The organism is Blastococcus sp. MG754426 (assembly GCF_021699055.1).
Lineage (GTDB): Bacteria > Actinomycetota > Actinomycetes > Mycobacteriales > Geodermatophilaceae > Blastococcus.
This window is the reverse complement of sequence record NZ_SSXC01000088.1, coordinates 1-16,855: the sequence shown is the minus strand read 5'-3', so window position 1 is coordinate 16,855 and position 16,855 is coordinate 1. Positions and strand designations below refer to the sequence as shown.

The 16,855-nt window shown below is 74.8% G+C and carries 17 protein-coding genes; 16 read left to right on the top strand and 1 reads right to left on the bottom strand.

Translation table 11 applies throughout. From position 1 onward, the window contains the following. Positions 1–421: 421 nt before the first annotated feature. The 8 genes from infB (at position 422) to larE (ending at position 7,649) form a co-directional block, all read left to right on the top strand. Positions 422–2,257, top strand: a complete 1,836-nt coding sequence (gene infB, locus E9549_RS20115; RefSeq protein ID WP_236828364.1) for a translation initiation factor IF-2 — start codon at positions 422–424, stop codon at positions 2,255–2,257. Positions 2,258–2,367: 110 nt separating this feature from the next. Continuing rightward, positions 2,368–2,661 (top strand): DUF503 domain-containing protein, encoded by a 294-nt coding sequence (locus E9549_RS20110; RefSeq protein WP_236828363.1) that lies wholly within the window; start codon positions 2,368–2,370, stop codon positions 2,659–2,661. Between the two features lie 87 nt (positions 2,662–2,748). Then, positions 2,749–3,267: a 30S ribosome-binding factor RbfA gene (rbfA, locus tag E9549_RS20105; protein WP_236828362.1), complete on the top strand. Its 519-nt coding sequence runs from the start codon at positions 2,749–2,751 to the stop codon at positions 3,265–3,267. After that, positions 3,264–3,506, top strand: coding sequence for a hypothetical protein (locus E9549_RS20100; protein ID WP_236828361.1), 243 nt, complete (start codon positions 3,264–3,266; stop codon positions 3,504–3,506). Before rbfA ends, E9549_RS20100 begins: the two co-directional genes overlap by 4 nt. Then, a complete protein-coding gene (locus E9549_RS20095; RefSeq protein ID WP_236828360.1) occupies positions 3,503–4,525 on the top strand; it encodes a bifunctional oligoribonuclease/PAP phosphatase NrnA in 1,023 nt (340 codons plus the stop codon). The genes E9549_RS20100 and E9549_RS20095 overlap by 4 nt, the downstream gene beginning before the upstream one ends. Continuing rightward, on the top strand, positions 4,522–5,877 hold the full coding sequence (locus tag E9549_RS20090) for an MATE family efflux transporter (protein ID WP_236828359.1): 1,356 nt from the start codon (positions 4,522–4,524) through the stop codon (positions 5,875–5,877). Before E9549_RS20095 ends, E9549_RS20090 begins: the two co-directional genes overlap by 4 nt. Continuing rightward, positions 5,874–6,791: a tRNA pseudouridine(55) synthase TruB gene (truB, locus tag E9549_RS20085; protein ID WP_236828358.1), complete on the top strand. Its 918-nt coding sequence runs from the start codon at positions 5,874–5,876 to the stop codon at positions 6,789–6,791. Before E9549_RS20090 ends, truB begins: the two co-directional genes overlap by 4 nt. Positions 6,792–6,812: 21 nt before the next feature. Then, on the top strand, positions 6,813–7,649 hold the full coding sequence (gene larE / locus E9549_RS20080) for an ATP-dependent sacrificial sulfur transferase LarE (protein ID WP_236828357.1): 837 nt from the start codon (positions 6,813–6,815) through the stop codon (positions 7,647–7,649). On the opposite strand, the gene larB is transcribed toward larE, so the two are convergent. Next, the gene (gene larB, locus E9549_RS20075) at positions 7,640–8,317 is read right to left on the bottom strand and encodes a nickel pincer cofactor biosynthesis protein LarB (protein WP_236828356.1); all 678 of its coding nucleotides are present in this window, start codon (positions 8,315–8,317) and stop codon (positions 7,640–7,642) included. The genes larE and larB overlap by 10 nt on opposite strands. 71 nt (positions 8,318–8,388) lie before the next feature. Here larB and E9549_RS20070 point away from each other — a divergent pair, with 71 nt between their 5' ends. The 8 genes from E9549_RS20070 (at position 8,389) to dapB (ending at position 16,569) form a co-directional block, all read left to right on the top strand. Continuing rightward, positions 8,389–8,727 carry an antibiotic biosynthesis monooxygenase gene (locus E9549_RS20070; protein WP_236828355.1) on the top strand — a complete coding sequence of 113 codons (339 nt, stop codon included), beginning with the start codon at positions 8,389–8,391 and terminating at the stop codon, positions 8,725–8,727. 76 nt (positions 8,728–8,803) lie between these two features. Continuing rightward, positions 8,804–9,943: a branched-chain amino acid aminotransferase gene (locus E9549_RS20065; RefSeq protein ID WP_236828354.1), complete on the top strand. Its 1,140-nt coding sequence runs from the start codon at positions 8,804–8,806 to the stop codon at positions 9,941–9,943. Positions 9,944–9,962: 19 nt separating this feature from the next. Beyond that, positions 9,963–10,922, top strand: a complete 960-nt coding sequence (locus E9549_RS20060; RefSeq protein WP_236828353.1) for a bifunctional riboflavin kinase/FAD synthetase — start codon at positions 9,963–9,965, stop codon at positions 10,920–10,922. 247 nt (positions 10,923–11,169) lie between these two features. After that, the gene (gene rpsO / locus E9549_RS20055; protein ID WP_091933787.1) at positions 11,170–11,439 is read left to right on the top strand and encodes a 30S ribosomal protein S15; all 270 of its coding nucleotides are present in this window, start codon (positions 11,170–11,172) and stop codon (positions 11,437–11,439) included. Positions 11,440–11,732: 293 nt separating this feature from the next. Beyond that, positions 11,733–13,997 carry a polyribonucleotide nucleotidyltransferase gene (locus E9549_RS20050; RefSeq protein WP_236828352.1) on the top strand — a complete coding sequence of 755 codons (2,265 nt, stop codon included), beginning with the start codon at positions 11,733–11,735 and terminating at the stop codon, positions 13,995–13,997. Then, positions 13,994–15,367, top strand: coding sequence for a pitrilysin family protein (locus tag E9549_RS20045; RefSeq protein ID WP_236828351.1), 1,374 nt, complete (start codon positions 13,994–13,996; stop codon positions 15,365–15,367). The genes E9549_RS20050 and E9549_RS20045 overlap by 4 nt, the downstream gene beginning before the upstream one ends. An 8-nt stretch (positions 15,368–15,375) precedes the next feature. Then, the gene (locus E9549_RS20040) at positions 15,376–15,723 is read left to right on the top strand and encodes a VanZ family protein (RefSeq protein ID WP_236828350.1); all 348 of its coding nucleotides are present in this window, start codon (positions 15,376–15,378) and stop codon (positions 15,721–15,723) included. Positions 15,724–15,771: 48 nt separating this feature from the next. Next, positions 15,772–16,569, top strand: coding sequence for a 4-hydroxy-tetrahydrodipicolinate reductase (dapB, locus tag E9549_RS20035; RefSeq protein WP_236828349.1), 798 nt, complete (start codon positions 15,772–15,774; stop codon positions 16,567–16,569). Positions 16,570–16,855 lie beyond the last annotated feature (286 nt).

Here is a 16,855-nt window from a genome sequence, read left to right as displayed (position 1 = left end):
TCCGGCCCCCGGTGCGGGCGGCCCGCGCCCCGGCCCGGGCGGTCCCCGTCCCGGCCCCGGTGCCGGCGGTCCGCGGCCGGCGGCCGGCCCCGGTGGGCCGCGCCCGAACCCGGGCATGATGCCGCAGCGCCCCTCGCCGGGCATGATGCCGCCCCGCCCCGCCGGCGGCGGCCGGCCGGGTGGTCCCGGTGGTGCCGGTCGCGGCCGGCCGGGTGGTCCCGGTGCCGGTGGCGGCTTCCGCCCCGGTGGCGGCGGTGGCGGTGCCCCCGCCGGTGGTGGCTTCCGCGGTGGCGGCGGTGGCCGCGGCCGCGGTCGCGGCGGCTCGGGTGCCGGTACGGCCGGCGCCTTCGGGCGTCCGGGCGGCCGGGGTCCGGTCCGCGGGCGCAAGAGCAAGAAGCAGCGGCGTCAGGAGTTCGACTCCATGGCGGCGCCCAGCATGGGCGGCGTCAGCCTGCCGCGCGGCAACGGGCAGACCGTCCGGCTGCCCCGCGGCGCCTCGCTGACCGACCTGGCCGAGCGCATCAACGCCCAGCCGGCCGCGCTGGTCACCGCGCTGTTCCACCTCGGCGAGATGGTCACCGCGACGCAGTCGGTCAACGACGAGACGCTCCAGCTGCTCGGTGCCGAGATCGGCTGGAACATCCAGGTCGTCAGCCCCGAGGACGAGGACCGCGAGCTCCTCGAGACCTTCGACCTCACCTTCGGTGACGAGGAGGGCGACGAGGAGGACTGGTCCGCCCGTCCGCCGGTCGTCACCGTCATGGGTCACGTCGACCACGGGAAGACCAAGCTGCTGGACGCGATCCGCGACGCCAACGTGGTGGCCCGCGAGGCCGGTGGCATCACCCAGCACATCGGCGCCTACCAGGTCGTCACGGAGCTGGAGGGCGAGGAGCGCCCGATCACCTTCATCGACACCCCCGGTCACGAGTCGTTCACCGCGATGCGTGCCCGTGGGGCGAAGGTGACCGACATCGTCGTCCTCGTGGTGGCCGCCGACGACGGCGTCATGCCGCAGACGGTCGAGGCGCTCAACCACGCCCAGGCCGCCGAGGTGCCGATCGTGGTCGCGGTCAACAAGGTGGACAAGGAGGGGGCCAACCCCGCCAAGATCCGCCAGCAGCTCACCGAGTACGGCCTGGTGGCCGAGGAGTACGGCGGCGAGACGATGTTCGTCGACGTCTCCGCGATCACCCGCCAGGGCATCGACGACCTGCTCGCGGCGGTCCTGCTGACCGCCGACGCCTCGCTGGACCTGCGCGCGAACACCGAGCAGGACCCGCAGGGCGTGGTCATCGAGGGCAAGCTGGACAAGGGCCGCGGCCCCGTCGCCACGGTGCTCGTCCAGCGCGGCACGCTGCGCCAGGGCGACTCGATCGTGGCCGGCGACGCCTACGGTCGCGTCCGCTCGCTGCTGGACGAGCACGGCAACAAGCTGAAGGAGGCCCTGCCGGCCCGCCCCGTGCAGGTCGTGGGCCTCACCTCGGTGCCGCGTGCCGGTGACACCTTCCTCGTCGTCGACGAGGACCGCGTCGCCCGGCAGATCGCCGACCGCCGCCAGGCCCGCATCCGCAACGCGCAGAACGCCTCGATGCGCAAGCGGATCAGCCTGGAGGACCTCGACGCGGCGCTCAAGGAGAACCGCCAGCTCAACCTGATCATCAAGGGCGACAACTCGGGCACCGTCGAGGCGCTCGAAGAGGCGCTGATGAAGATCGAGGTCGACGACGAGATCTCGCTGCGGGTCATCCACCGCGGCGTCGGCGGCATCACCAAGAGCGACATCGACCTCGCGCTGGCCGACGACGTCATCGTCCTGGGCTTCAACGTCCGGGCCGAGGGCCAGGCCACCGAGCTCGCCAACCGCGAAGGGGTGGACGTCCGGTACTACACGGTCATCTACCAGGCGATCGACGAGATCGAGGCCGCGCTCAAGGGCATGCTCAAGCCGGTCTACGAGGAGGTCCAGCTCGGGACGGCGGAGGTCCGCGAGGTCTTCCGGGTGCCGAAGGTGGGCAACGTCGCCGGTTCGCTGGTCCGCAGCGGCACGATCGTGCGCAACTCGAAGGCGCGCCTGATCCGTGACGGCGCCGTGGTCGCCGACAACCTGTCGGTGGAGTCCCTCCGCCGGTTCAAGGACGACGCGACCGAGGTCCGCGAGGGCTACGAGTGCGGTATCGGCCTGGGGTCGTACAACGACATCAAGGTCGACGACGTGATCGAGACCTTCGAGCTGCGCGAGAAGCCCCGCGAGTAAGTGAAGGACCCCCGTGCAGGGCCCCGCCGCCGCGAGCTCGCGGGCGGCGGGGCCCTGCACGGGGGCCGGTCCAGCACGTCGCCAGCAGCAGGTCCGCGGGAGGTGGTCCGGTGTTCACCGGGACGCTGATCGCGGACCTGCTGCTGGGTGACGTCCACTCGCTCAAGGGCAAGCGGGCGGTCGTCCGGCCCGTGGTGGCCGAGCTGCGACGGCGGTTCGCCGTCGCCGCAGCCGAGGTCGGCGACCAGGACCTGCACCGCCGGGTGCAGATCGGCATCGCCACCGTGGCCGGGGACGCCGGCCAGGTCACCGACGTCCTCGACGCCTGCGAGCGGTTGCTGGCGGAGCGGCCGGAGGTGACGCTGCTGTCGACGCACCGGCAGTTGTTCAGCGACACCGATTGAAGGACCTCGTCGCCCCCCACCCCCTCGCAGGCTCGGGGGACGGGCCCCTGCGACGAGGCCGTTCCAGCAACTCACCAGGAGGTCCCGATGGCCGATCCGGCTCGCGCGCGCAAGCTGGCGGTGCGCATCCGGCAGATCGTCTCCGCGACGATCGAGCACCAGATCAAGGACCCCCGCCTGGGCATGGTCACGATCACCGACGCCCGCGTGACCAGCGACCTCCGCGAGGCCACGATCTTCTACACGGTCTACGGCGACGAGACGCAGATCGCCGACTCGGCCAAGGCGCTCGCCAGCGCCACCGGGGTGCTGCGGTCCACCGTCGGCCGGCAGACCGGCATCAAGTTCGTCCCGTCGCTGACGTTCGTGGCCGACATCGTCCCCGACACGGCACGGGAGCTGGAGGAGGCGCTCGAGCGCGCCCGGCACGCCGACGCGGAGCTCGCCCGCGCCCGTGAGGGCGCCAGCTACGCCGGCGAGGCCGACCCCTACCGGCGGCCCGCGGAGGACGAGGACGACGAGCAGGACGCGGACGCCCCGGCCGCCGCCGCACCTGCCGACGACGCCGCCGAGGACCGCACGCCCCGGACGAGGAGCACCTTGTGAGCGAGAACGACCCCGATCCCCACCTGCCCGACCAGGGCCAGGGCCGCTCGGAGCTGGGTGGCCGCCCGGCCCCCGACGCCGGTGACCCCACCCAGGGCGGCCGGCGCGGCCAGATCGGCGAAGTGCCGAGCATCGCCGAGGACGAGCCGGACGACGGCGGCCCCGGCTACCCGGTGGGCGGCGGGGACATCACCGAGCGGCAGGGCGGCCGGGTCGCCGACCCCGACCCGACGGAGTGACCACCCGGTCCCCGGTCGGCGGCGCGGGCGGTGACCTGGGCACCGCCACGCGGTCGGCCGCCGCCGTGCTCGCCGAGGCGGCCCGCGAGCGGGCGACCGTGGTGCTCGCGGGGCACGTCCAGCCCGACGCCGACGCCCTCGGCAGCACCCTGGCGCTCGCGGAGGGGCTGCGCCGGTGCGGCGCACGGGTGCTCGCCACCTTCCCCGGCCCCTTCACCCTGCCCGCCTCGCTCGGCTGGATCCCGGGTGCCGAGGGCATGGTCCCCTCCGACGCCGTCCCGTCGTCCCCGGACGTGTTCGTCAGCCTCGACGCGGCCTCGCCCGGGCGTCTCGGCGAGCTGGCCCCGCTGCTCGACCGCGCGCGCACCTCCGTCGTCGTCGACCACCACGCCAGCAACCCCGGCTTCGGCCGGGTGCGCCTGGTGGACCCGGCCGCCCCCGCCACGGTCGTGCTCGTGGCCGACCTGCTCGACGGCCTGGGCGTGGCGCTGGACGCCCGGCTGGCCACCTGCCTCTACGCGGGTCTGGCCGCGGACACCGGCTCCTTCCGGTTCGGCAGCACCCGGCCCGAGACCCACGAGCTCGCGGCCCGCCTGCTCGCCACGGGCATCGACCACTCCGCCATCAGCCGCCGGCTGTTCGACACCGCCCCGTTCGGCTGGCTGGGGCTGCTCTCGGTCGTCGCCGGGCGCGCCGTCCTCGAGCAGGAGGTGGGCGAGGGGCTGGTCTGGACGTGGTCGAGCACCGCCGAGGCGGCCGAGCACGGTCTCCCGGGCGAGCAGCTCGAGGCGCTGGTCGACGTCGTCCGGTCCACGGCGGAGGCCGACGTCGCCTGCGTGCTGAAGGGCCAGGACGACGGGACCTGGTCGGTCTCGCTCCGCTCCCGCGGGGCCACCGACGTGGCGCGGGTGGCCACGGCCCTCGGCGGGGGCGGCCACCGCGCGGCGGCGGGCTACACCTCGCACCTGGACCGGGAGAAGACGGTGGAGTGCCTCCGCGCGGAGCTGTGCACGCCATGACTTCGCGGTCCTCCGGACCGCACCGCGACGACCGCGATCCCGCGGGGTCCACGCCCCGCCCGGCGTCGGTGCCCGCGCTGGCGGCGCCGGCGCTGGTCGTGCTCGCGGCCGAGCCGCTGTACCTGCTCGTCGACACCGCCGTCGTCGGCAACCTGGGGACCGTCGCGCTGGGCGGTCTCGCCGTCGGGGGCGGCCTGCTGGCGTGGGCGGCCGCGCTGCTGAACTTCCTGGCGTACGGCACCACCGCGCGCGCCGCCCGCCGCGCCGGCGCCGGGGACCGGGCCGGCGCCGTCGAGGAGGGCGTGCAGGCGACCTGGCTGGCGCTCGGCCTCGGGGTGCTGGTGCTCGCCCTGTTCCAGGTGCTGGCCGGCCCGCTGACCCGGGCGCTCGCCGGCGGCGCGGGGCCGGTCGCCGAGGCGGGGGAGGGCTGGCTGCGGGTGGCCTCCCTGGGCGCCCCGCTGCTGCTGGTGTCGCTGGCCGGGAACGGCTGGCTGCGCGGGGTGCAGGAGCTGCAGCGCCCGGTGCGCTACGTCGTCGCGGGCAGCCTGCTCAGCCTCGTCCTGTGCCCGCTGCTGGTGCACCCGGCGGGGCTGGGCCTGGTCGGCTCCGCCTGGGCGAACGTGGCCGGCCAGGCGCTCACCGCCGCGCTGTTCGTCCGCGCGCTGCTGCGGGAGGGTGCCGGCTGGGCGGCGCGCCCGCGCGCGATCGTGCGGCAGCTGGTCATCGGCCGCGACCTGCTGCTGCGGGCCGCGGTCCTGCAGCTGTCGTTCCTCGTCGCCGCCGGGGTCGCCGCGCGTGCCGGGACCGCCGCCCTGGGGGCGCACCAGATCGCGCTGCAGCTGTTCTTCTTCCTCGCCCTGGTGCTGGACGCGTACGCGATCGCGGCGCAGACCCTGGTCGGCCACGCGCTCGGCGCCGGGCGGCCCGCGGAGGCCCGCGCCACCGCGCGCCGGGTGGTGCTGTGGGGGCTGGGCACCGGCTGCCTCGTGGCCGCCGTGCTGCTCGCGCTGCGGGACGTCCTGCCGCCGCTGTTCACCGACGACCCCGCGGTGCTCGCGCAGGCCGCCGTCGTCTGGTGGTTCCTGGCCTGCTTCCAGCCGCTGGCGGGCGTGGTGTTCGCGCTCGACGGGGTGCTCATGGGGGCCGGCGACGTCGGCTACCTGCGCACGGTGACCATCGCGGCCGCGCTGGTCGGCTTCCTGCCGCTGTCGCTGCTCGCCGGGCCGCTGGACCTCGGCCTCGCCGGCATCTGGACCGGGCTGACGCTGTTCATCGGCCTGCGGCTGCTCGCCGTCTCGGTGCGGGTGGCGGGTGACCGGTGGCTGGGCGCACCTGAGACGGTGAGCGCGTGAGCCCCCGACGCCCCGACGCCGACGTCCCGCCCGGTCTGCTGCTCGTGGACAAGCCCGGCGGCATGACGTCCCACGACGTCGTCGCCCGCGCCCGCCGCGCGCTGTCGGTCCGAAAGGTGGGGCACGCCGGCACCCTCGACCCCATGGCGACCGGGCTGCTCGTCCTGGGCGTGGGCACCGCGACCCGGCTGCTCGGGTACGTCGGCGGCCACGACAAGACCTACGAGGCGACGATCCGGTTCGGGCAGGCGACGGTCACCGACGACCGCGAGGGCGAGGTGCTCGCGACCGCCTCGACCGCGGGGCTCGACGACGACGCCGTGCGCGCGGCGCTGGCGGCGCAGACCGGTGCGCTGCAGCAGGTCCCGTCCTCGGTGAGCGCGGTCAAGGTCGCCGGCGTCCGCTCCTACGACCGGGTGCGCGCGGGAGAGGCCGTGGAGCTGGCGCCCCGCGCGGTGACCGTGCACCGCCTCGAGGTGCACCGGATCACCCGTCCGGGACCCGACCTGGTCGACGCCGAGGTCACCGTCGACTGCACGGCGGGCACCTACATCCGCGCCATCGCCCGCGACGCCGGTGCGGCGCTGGGCGTGGGTGGCCACCTGACGGCGCTGCGCCGCACCGCGTCCGGCCCCTTCGCGATCGCGCAGGCGGGCCCCGTCGAGGACGCCGCCGCCTCGCTGGTCGCCGGCGGCGGCCCCGGTTCCCTCGGGCTCACCGAGGCGGCCCGGCTGGTCTTCCCCGAGCGCCCGCTCACCGCCGAGGAGGCGCGGGCGCTGGGCTACGGGCAGCGGATCCCGGCCACCGGCGCGGCCGGCCTGCACGCCGCGGTCGACCCCGGCGGCCGGCTGGCGGCGCTCGTCGAGGACGCCGGTCGCACGGCGCGCGTCGTCGTCGGCTTCCCGCCGGGCTGAACCGGTGGCAGCCTGGCGGCCGTGACCCTCGACGCCCGCCTGGCCGACCTCGACGCGCTGCTGCGGCCGCTGCCCGGCGTGCTCGTCGCGTTCTCGGGCGGAGTGGACTCTGGCGTCCTGCTCGCCGCCGCGGTGCGCGCGCTCGGTGCCGGCCGGGTGGTCGCGGCCACCGCCGTCTCGCCCAGCCTGCCCGCCGCCGAGCTCGCCGGCGCCGCGGCGTTCGCCGCCTCGCTGGGGGTGCGGCACGAGCGACCGCGCACCGACGAGCTGTCCCGGCCGGGGTACCGAGCCAACGCCGGGGACCGGTGCGCGTTCTGCAAGACCGAGCTGGTCGAGGTGCTCCGCCCGCTGGCCGCACGGCTGGGCGTCGACGACGTCGTCACCGGCACCAACGCCGACGACGTCGTCGCCGGGTTCCGGCCGGGCATCCGCGCGGCGGCCGAGCGGGGCGCCTGGACGCCCCTGGCACGGGCGGGGCTCACCAAGGACGACGTCCGCGCCGCCGCGCGCCGCTGGGGGCTGCCGCTGGCCGGGAAGCCCGCCGCGGCCTGCCTGGCCAGCCGGATCGCCTACGGGGTGCCGGTGTCGGCCGCGGGGCTCGCCCGCGTCGAGCGCGCCGAGGCGGCGCTGCGGGCCGCGCTCGTGGGCGCCGGGCTGCCGGTGCGCGACCTGCGGGTGCGCGACCTGGGGGAGGACCGCGCCCGGGTGGAGGTCGACGCGGTGCTCGTGGCTGCCGTGGCGGCCCGGCCGGAGCTCCTGCAGGCGGTCGCCGGGTTCGCCGCCGTCGAGGTGGACCCGCGCGGCTTCCGGTCCGGCTCGATGAACGAGCTGCTGCCCGACCCCGTCCGCTACCGCTGAGCCGCGCGCACGATGCGGGCGGCGGCCACCCCGGCGCCGAACCCGTTGTCGATGTTCACGACCAGCACGCCGGGCGCGCAGGCGGTGAGCATGGTCAGCAGCGCGGCCAGCCCCTCGAAGGCCGCGCCGTAGCCCACCGACGTGGGGACGGCGACGACGAGGCGGTCGGTCAGCCCGGCGACGACGCTGGGCAGCGCGCCGTCCATCCCGGCCACCACGACGACGGCGTCGGCCGCGGCCAGGTCGGGGGCGACGGCGAGCACCCGGTGGATCCCGGCGACCCCGACGTCGTCCACCCGCCGGCTGCCCACGCCGCAGGCCCGCAGCGTGGCGGCGACCTCCGCGGCCACCGGGCCGTCGGAGGTGCCCGCGGTGAGCACCAGGACCTCGCCGACCGGGTCCGGTGGCGCACCCACGGAGGCGCACCCGGCGTCCTCGTCCACGACGGCGTCCGGCCACCGCTCGCGGATCGCCGCCGCGGTCGCGCCGTCCACCCGGCTGGCCCACGCGAACCCGCGCGTGGAGCCCTCGAGCAGGGCGCCCAGGCAGGCGACGGTCTGGTCGGGTGTCTTGCCGGCCGCGAAGACCACCTCCGGCGTGCCGGTCCGGGCCTCGCGGTCGAGGTCCAGGCGGGCGAAGCCCAGGTCTGCGGTGCGGGGGGCGCTCACCTGCCCCAGCGTGCCGCACGCGCGGCCCGGCGTGCGGTTGGCGCCGGCGCCGTCCGGGAAGGAGCCGCACCATGAGCGTCGTCAAGATCAACGCGATCACCGTGCCGAAGGACAAGCAGGAGCGCTTCGAGGAGCGGTTCCGCGGGCGCGCCGGGGCCGTGGAGACCACCCCGGGCTTCGAGTGGTTCGAGCTGCTGCGCCCGGTCGAGGGCACCGACCAGTACCTGGTCTACACCCGCTGGAGCAGCGTGGAGGCCTACGAGGCGTGGCAGTCCAGCCAGGACTTCGACCGCGCCCACGACGGCGGCGGCGACACCCTGGCCTCCGCGGCCCCGCACTCGGCGCACGTGTGGACCTACGAGGTGCTCGAGACCGCCGGGCCGAAGGGCGAGCACCAGGGGCAGGGCTGAGCCGGGCTAGGGTGACGGCACCGGCCCCGCACGCCCGCGGGCCGGTGCCGTTCCCTCGCACGCCCGGGTAGGAGCCATGACCGACACGCTCGCCGACAACCGCACCTCGTCCCGGACGTTCGTCGAGGGCGTGCCGGTGGTCGTGGAGGACGTGCAGCGCCGCTCCACCACCGAGCGCGAGCAGCTGCTCGCCGACCCCGGTTTCGGCCGCTACTTCACCGACCACATGTTCGTGGCCCGGTACCAGGTCGGCCGCGGCTGGTACGACGCCCGGCTCACGCAGTACGGGCCGCTGCCGATGGATCCGGGTACCGCCGCCCTGCACTACGCCCAGTCGATCTTCGAGGGGCTCAAGGCATACGCCCAGCCCGACGGCAGCGTGGCCACCTTCCGCCCCGAGGCCAACGCCGCGCGGTTCGTCCGCAGCGCCGAGCGGCTGGCGATGCCACCGGTGCCCGAGGAGGCGTTCCTCGCCGCGGTCGACGCGCTCGTCGACGCCGACCGCGCGTGGGTCCCCACCGGTCCGGACCAGACGCTGTACCTGCGCCCGTACCAGCTGGCCAGCGAGTCCTTCCTCGGGGTCCGGCCGGCGCACGAGTACCTCTTCCTCGTCATCGCCAGCCCGGCCGGTGCCTACTTCCCGCGCGGCGTCCACCCGGTCTCGGTCTTCGTCTCCGAGGACTACGTGCGGGCCGCGCCCGGGGGCACCGGTGACGTGAAGTGCGCCGGCAACTACGCGGCCAGCCTCCGGCCGCAGCAGCAGGCCAGCGAGCTCGGCTGCGACCAGGTCGTCTACCTCGATGCCGTGGAGCGGCGCTACATCGAGGAGCTGGGCGGGATGAACCTCTTCTTCGTCCTGGGCTCCGGCGAGGACGCCGAGCTGGTGACCCCGGAGCTCTCCGGCACGCTGCTGCCCGGCATCACCCGCGACTCGCTGATCACCGTCGCCCGGGAGCTGGGGCACCGCGTGACCGAGCGCAAGGTGACCCTCGACGAGTGGCGCAGCGGCGCGCTCGACGGCTCGATCACCGAGACCTTCGCCTGCGGGACCGCCGCCGTCATCACGCCGGTCGGGCAGATCCGCGCCCGCACCGGTGACTTCACCGTGGGCGACGGCGAGCCCGGCCCGGTGACCATGCGGCTGCGCGAGACGCTGCTCGACATCCAGCACGGGCGGGTGGCCGACACCCACGGCTGGCTGCACCGGGTCTCCTGACCGCGGCGGGGGCGGTCGCGTGCTGCGCTGGCGGGGGCTGGAGTCCACCCCGGGGGATCTCGGGCGGACCGTGGTCACCGTCGGGATGTACGACGGGGTGCACCGCGGGCACCAGAAGCTCATCGGGGCCGCCGTCGCGCGGGCCCGTGCGATGCGGCGTCCCTGCCTGCTGCTGACCTTCGACCCGCACCCGGCCGAGGTCGTGCGGCCGGGGTCGCACCCGGCCATCCTCACCTCGCTGGACCGCAAGGCGGAGCTCGTCGCCGAGCTGGGCGTGGACGCCATGTGCGTGCTGCCGTTCACCGCGGAGTTCATGAAGCTCCCGCCGGAGACCTTCACGCACACCGTGCTCGTCGAGCGGCTGCACGCCGCGCAGGTGGTGGTGGGGGAGAACTTCACCTACGGCCACCGCGCCGCCGGCACCGTCACCTCGCTGACCGCGGAGGGGCGGCGCTTCGGCTTCGCCGTCGAGGGCGTGCCCCTGGCGCAGGACGCCTCGGAGGACGGCGAGGTCACCATCTCCTCGACCTACGTCCGCGCCTGCGTGGCCGCCGGCGACCTGGTGCCCGCGGCCCGCGCGCTCGGCCGGCCGCACCGGGTCGACGGCGTCGTCGTGCGCGGGGACCGCCGCGGCCGCGACCTCGGGTACCCGACGGCCAACGTGGAGACGCCGCCCTACACCGCCATCCCCGCCGACGGCGTCTACGCGGGGCACCTGGTCACCCGCGACCCGCGCAGCGGGGCCAGCCGGGAGCGGTTCCCGGCGGCGATCTCGGTGGGGACCAACCCCACGTTCCAGGGCAGCCGCCGCACGGTCGAGGCCTACGTGCTCGACTTCGACGGCGACCTCTACGGGGAGCACGTCGGTGTCGAGTTCGCCCACCGGCTGCGCCCGATGGCCGCCTTCGCCGACGTCGCGGGCCTCCTCGCCGCCATGGCCAAGGACGTCGAGGACACCCGCACCGTCCTCGGTCTGTGACACCGTCGTCCTCCGGACGACACCGCTGTGCCACCGTCGTCCTCCGGACGGCACCGCCACCAGGAGCCGGCCCCCTGCGCCGCTGCGCCGCCGCGTCACGCCTGCGCGGGTACCTCCGGCCCCCACTCGGCGCGACCGTGCCCTCCCCGCTGGTAGTCTCGACACCGGCCGTGCATCCACGGCTGTGTGAGAGCTGCCCTCGTGAGTCAGACCGGGGGCCACACGTGACCCGCCCAGGAGGCGAACCATGGCGCTCGACAGCGCGACGAAGCAGCAGATCATGACCGAGTACGCCACGGTCGACAAGGACACCGGTTCGCCCGAGGTGCAGGTCGCGATGCTGTCCCGCCGGATCAGCGACCTCACCGAGCACCTCCGGCACCACAAGCACGACCACCACAGCCGGCGGGGCCTGCTCCTGCTGGTCGGCCGGCGCCGCCGGCTGCTGAACTACCTGGCGAAGACCGACATCAACCGCTACCGGTCGCTGATCGAGCGGCTCGGCCTGCGCCGATAGCACGTCGAGGGGACCGCTCCGGGCAACCGGGACGGTCCCCTCTCTCGTGCGGCACCCGCCGCACGGGCCACGGCCAGCCCGCCCCACGCGCCCGTCGCAGAGGGCCGGTCCTCGGTAGTGGCCCCCGGGACGCCCCGACGACAGGGGAGTGGATCCCCGTCCGACGGGGAACCAGGAACGCCCGAGGGCTTCGATCGAAGACCGGTCGCCCCGGACGCCGACGGCGTGCAGCGCCGTACGAGGAAGTCGCACCCGGCAAGGGGCCGGCTGCGACCAGACGAGAGAAGGACAGCGTGTCCGCACCCACCACCAGCGGCCCGATCGCCGCCGAGTTCGACCCCGAGGACGGGGTCACCACCGCCACCGCGGTCATCGACAACGGCAGCTTCGGCAGCCGCAGCATCACCTTCGAGACCGGCCGGCTGGCCAAGCAGGCCGCCGGCTCGGTCGTCGTGACGATGGGCGACAGCATGCTGCTGTCGGCCACCACGGCCGGCCGGCAGCCCAAGGAGCACTTCGACTTCTTCCCGCTCACCGTCGACGTCGAGGAGCGCATGTACGCCGCGGGTCGCATCCCCGGCTCGTTCTTCCGCCGCGAGGGCCGGCCCTCCGAGGACGCCATCCTCACCTGCCGGCTGATCGACCGCCCGCTGCGGCCGACCTTCGCCAAGGGCCTGCGCAACGAGGTCCAGGTCGTCATCACGGTCATGGCCCTGGACCCCGAGCACCTCTACGACGTCATGGCCATCAACGGCGCGTCGGCCTCCACCCAGCTGTCGGGCCTGCCGTTCTCCGGCCCGGTCGGCGGCACCCGCGTCGCGCTCATCCGCGGCCAGTGGGTCGCCTTCCCGACCCACGCGGAGCTGCAGGAGGCCGTCTTCGACATGGTCGTGGCCGGCCGCCTCCTGCCGGACGGCGACGTCGCGATCATGATGGTCGAGGCCGAGGCCACCGAGAAGACCATCGAGCTCGTCGCCGGGGGCGCCAGCGCCCCGACCGAGGAGGTCGTGGCCCAGGGCCTCGAGGCCGCCAAGCCCTTCATCAAGGCGCTGTGCGAGGCGCAGTCCGCGCTGGCCGCCAAGGCCGCCAAGCCGGTCGCGGAGTTCCCGCGCTTCCTGGACTACCAGGACGACGTGTACGCCGCCGTCGAGTCCGCCGCCCTGACCCGCCTCGGCGAGGTCCAGGCCATCGCGGGCAAGCAGGAGCGCGAGGAGGCGACCGACGCGCTCAAGGACGAGGTCAAGGCCTCGCTCGCCGACCAGTTCGAGGGTCGCGAGAAGGAGGTCTCGGCCGCCTTCCGCGCCGTCACCAAGAAGGTCGTCCGCCAGCGGATCCTGCGCGACAAGGTCCGCATCGACGGTCGCGGCGTCACCGACATCCGGCCGCTGTCGGCCGAGGTCGAGGTCGTCCCGCGCGTGCACGGCTCGGCGCTGTTCGAGCGCGGCGAGACGCAGATCCTGGGCATCACCACGCTGAACATGCTCCGCATGGAGCAGCAGCTGGACACGCTGTCGCCGGACAACCGCAAGCGCTACATGCACAACTACAACTTCCCGCCGTACTCCACCGGCGAGACCGGCCGCGTGGGCTCGCCCAAGCGGCGCGAGATCGGCCACGGCGCGCTCGCCGAGCGGGCGCTGCTGCCGGTGCTGCCCGACCGCGAGGAGTTCCCCTACGCGATCCGGCAGGTCTCCGAGGCGCTGGGTTCCAACGGCTCGACCTCGATGGGCTCGGTCTGCGCCTCGACGCTGGCCCTGCTCAACGCCGGTGTGCCGCTCAAGGCCCCCGTCGCCGGCATCGCCATGGGCCTGGTCTCCGACGAGGTCGACGGCACCACCGAGTACGTCGCGCTGACCGACATCCTCGGGGCCGAGGACGCCTTCGGTGACATGGACTTCAAGGTCGCCGGCACGCGGGACTTCGTCACCGCGCTGCAGCTGGACACCAAGCTCGACGGCATCCCGTCCGACGTGCTGGCCCAGGCGCTGACCCAGGCCCGCGCCGCCCGCCTGCACATCCTCGACGTGATGAACGAGGCGATCGACGCCCCGGACGAGATGAGCCCGTACGCCCCGCGCGTGACCACGGTGCGCATCCCGGTCGACAAGATCGGCGCGGTCATCGGCCCCAAGGGGCAGATGATCAACGCGATCCAGGACGAGACCGGCGCCGACATCACCATCGAGGACGACGGCACGATCTACGTCGGTGCCTCCGACGGCCCCTCGGCGCAGGCCGCGGTGGACCGGATCAACGCCATCGCCAACCCGCAGATGCCCAAGGTGGGCGAGCGCTTCCTCGGCACGGTCGTCAAGACCACGCCGTTCGGCGCCTTCGTCTCCCTGCTCCCGGGCAAGGACGGGCTGGTGCACATCAGCAAGCTCGGTGGCGGCAAGCGCATCGGCAAGGTCGAGGACGTCGCCAACGTCGGCGACAAGATGCAGGTCGAGATCACCGACATCGACGCCCGCGGCAAGATCAGCCTCGCGCCGGTCGCCGCGGAGGGCGCCGAGGCCCCTGCCGAGGCGCCGGCCGAGCCCGCCCCTGCGGGGGAGTGACCACGACGGATCTGATCCGGGCCGGGGTGGGTGCCGCTTCTCCGGGAGCGGCCCCCACCCCGGTTCCCGTCGGGACGACCGCGCTGCTCGACCTCGACGAGGTCGGCGGCCGGGTGGAACGCACCGAGCTCCCCGGGGGGCTCCGCGTGCTCACCGAGACGATGCCGGGGGTGCTGTCGGCGACCCTCGGCATCTGGGTGGGCGTGGGCTCGCGCGACGAGACGCCGGCCGTCGCGGGGTCGTCGCACTTCCTCGAGCACCTGCTGTTCAAGGGGACGACGTCGCGCGGGGCGCTGGAGATCGCCACCGCCATGGACGCCGTCGGCGGTGAGATGAACGCGTTCACCGCCAAGGAGCACACCTGCTACTACGCCAACGTGCTCGCCAGCGACCTCCCGCTCGCGGTCACCCTGCTGGCGGACCTGGTCACCGAGGCGACCAACACGGCGGCGGACCTGGAGTCCGAGCGCACGGTGGTGCTCGAGGAGATCGCGATGCGCGACGACGAGCCCTCGGACGCGGTGCACGACCTGTTCGCCGAGACCCTCTACGGCGACACCTCGCTGGGCCGCTCCGTGCTGGGCACCGTGGAGTCGATCGAGGCGCTGACCCGCGACGACGTCGACGGCTGGTACCGCTCCCGCTACGCCGCCCCGTCGATCGTCGTGACGGCGGCCGGGCGGGTGGACCACCAGCAGGTGCTCGACCTGGTGACGACGGCGTTCGGCGACCGGCTCTCCGGCGCCGCGCGACCCGCACCGCTGCGCACCGGCGACGTGGAGCTCGTCCGGCCGGCGCACCGCACCGGCCTGATCTCCCGCCGGACCGAGCAGACGCACCTGCTGCTCGGCACGCCGGCGATGGGGCGCCTCGACGAGCGCCGCTACACCGCCGCCGTCCTGGACGCCGCCGTCGGCGGTGGCATGAGCTCGCGGCTGTTCCAGGAGATCCGCGAGAAGCGCGGGCTGGTGTACAGCGTCGGTTCGGCGCTGACCCACTACGCCGGCGCCGGCGCGTTCTCCGTCTACGCGGGCTGCTCGAAGAAGCGCGTGCCCGAGGTGCTGCGGCTGGTGCGCGAGGAGCTCGGACGCGTCGCCGCCGACGGGCTCACCCCCGAGGAGGTCGCCCGCGCGCGCGGGCAGCTCAAGGGCGGACTGGTCCTGGGCCTCGAGGACACCGGCTCGCGCATGAGCCGGCTCGGCAAGAGCGAGCTCTCCTACGGGGAGTACGTGCCGGTGCGTGACGTCCTCGCGCGGATCGAGTCCGTGGACGAGGGGCAGGTGCGGTCGGTGGCGGCGGAGCTGTTCGGCCAGGAGACCTGCCTGGCCGTGGTCGGCCCGTACCGCGAGTCCGACCTCGACCGGCTCTGACCCGGCCGATGCGGACGACCCGGACCGCGCTCCCGCAGGCGGCCTTCGCCGTCGCGCTGCTGGTGTCCGCCGTCGTCCTGTTCCTGCCCTCCTCGGGGGTGCCGACCGCGCCCCCGGGGACCGACAAGGCCGTCCACCTGCTCGTCTTCGCGACCCTGGCCGGGACGGGTCGGTGGGCCGGCAGGCCCCCGGTGCCGCTGGGCTCGGCACTCCTGGCCTACGCCGCGGTCAGCGAGCTGGTGCAGGGGCTGACCCCGATCGGCCGGTCCATGTCGGCCGCCGACGTCGTCGCCGACGTGGTGGGGATCGTGGTGGGGCTGCTCGCGTGGGAGGCGCTGACGCGCCGGGCGCGCTGATCCGGTGCCTGTCTTGCGCCGGGACGCCGCGCCGGGAAACCTGACCGCGTGACCACGACCGCGCCCCACCAGCAGCCTGCCCCCGCCGACCGGGAGTCCCCCCTGATCCCGGTGGGGGTGCTCGGCGCCCGCGGCCGGATGGGCACCGAGGTGGTCAAGGCGGTGAACGACGCCGACGACCTCGAGCTGGTGGCCATGGTCGACGACGGCGACTGGCTGTTCAACGTGGCCGACGCCGGCGCCCAGGTCGTTGTCGACTTCACCCGTCCCGACGTGGTGATGGACAACATCCGGTTCTGCATCGACAACAACATCCACTGCGTCGTCGGGACGACCGGCTTCGACGAGGCCCGCCTGGCCACCGTGGCCGAGTGGCTGGAGCCCAAGCCCGAGCTGGGCGTGGTGATCGCCCCCAACTTCGGCATCGGCGCGATCCTCCTCATGCGCTTCGCCCAGGAGGCCGCCCGCTTCTTCCCGTCCGTGGAGGTCGTGGAGCTCCACCACCCGAACAAGGTGGACGCCCCCTCGGGGACCGCGGTGCGCACCGCGCGTCTCGTGGCATCGGCCCGGCGGGCGGCCGGACTGCCGCCCGCGCCGGACGCGACCAGCGAGGAGCTGCCCGGCGCGCGCGGCACCGACGTCGAGGGCGTGCGCGTGCACGCCGTCCGGCTGGCCGGTCTCGTGGCGCACCAGGAGGTGCTGTTCGGGGCGGCGGGGGAGTCGCTGACCCTGCGGCACGACTCCTTCGACCGCGCGTCCTTCATGCCGGGCGTGCTGCTGGCGGTCCGGGAGATCGGGCGGCGCCCCGGTCTCACCGTCGGCATCGAGGGGCTGCTGGGTCTCTGAGCGGGGGGACGCGACGGAGCGCCGGGGCGCCCCCGCACTCAGAGAGGACGGTCTGACCAGCGTCGACGCACACCGCCGACGCCGCCGGCGGCAGCGTGTCGGGCGTCACGGCGCCCCCGGTTTGACGTCCGGTGGAGCGCCCGTGTAACTTTCTCTTTGCGCCGCGCGGCCCGGGAGGGCCGCCGGACCGGGGCCTGCGGGTAGCGGGTGCACCGGAAACCGGCGTAGAGTTGGACATCCAGCCAGGGACGAAGCCCGGAAGGGTCGAGTTTCTGCGCGTCCGCTC